This window comes from Vibrio sp. 1562 (genome assembly GCF_033340155.1).
In the GTDB taxonomy this organism is placed as follows: domain Bacteria; phylum Pseudomonadota; class Gammaproteobacteria; order Enterobacterales; family Vibrionaceae; genus Vibrio; species Vibrio alginolyticus.
Genome location: NZ_JAWOVY010000488.1, coordinates 1 through 620 on the forward strand (window position 1 = coordinate 1; position 620 = coordinate 620).

Annotated in this window: 1 protein-coding gene and 1 pseudogene; both read right to left on the reverse strand. The window is 44.7% G+C overall.

Annotation, left to right across the window (positions count from 1 at the left end; translation table 11 throughout):
- Positions 1–188 (reverse strand): TIGR02444 family protein (locus R7Z49_RS25985; RefSeq protein WP_318112557.1); only part of this gene is annotated, 188 nt, incomplete at its 3' end.
- Positions 185–620, reverse strand: a pseudogene (locus R7Z49_RS25990) (ABC transporter ATP-binding protein); the annotation flags it as partial. The pseudogene R7Z49_RS25990 and the gene R7Z49_RS25985, both read right to left, overlap by 4 nt.

A 620-nucleotide genomic window follows, 5' to 3' on the forward strand; every position in this document is an offset into this window, starting at 1 on the left:
TCTTTCTCTTGTAAGATAAGCTGCTGCTCGTCGAGCCAACGGAGCAGCAGTAATAGATTCACGTTACCGTGGTAATTGTTTTGCAATGATAAACACGCTTCTTTTACTTCTCGCACGCCATAAAACTGCAGGCTGAACTGCCAAAGGTGTTCTAGGGTAAGAGTGTATTCCGCGTGTTTGTTTGTCATTGGTTAAACTCTAGCTCCATCTGCTCCAGTTCTTCCTGAGCAGACATCCATTCCATTTCCACTTCTTCAAGTTCTGATTTGCTCGAAGCTTGAAGGGCCAGCACTTCATTTAGTTTAGCTTTATTTTCGGCTTCATACAGTGAGTTATCCGCCAATTGTTCTTCAGCCTCTGCCAGTGCTACACCTAACTTATCCATTTTATTTTCTAATTGTGTCAGGGTTTTGCGAATTGGCGCCGTCAGTTTACGAAATTCCGCTTCGCGACGTTTTTGCTCTTTCTTCGCAGCGGCACTGTTTGCGGTATCTTTAACTGGTTGCGACGCTTGTGCTTCTTTTCGCTCGGCTTTTTGTTGTTCGGTCAACCATTTGTAGTAGTCGTTTAGGTCACCATCGAATGGCGCAACTTGGCGATCATGCACTAAGTACAAGTCA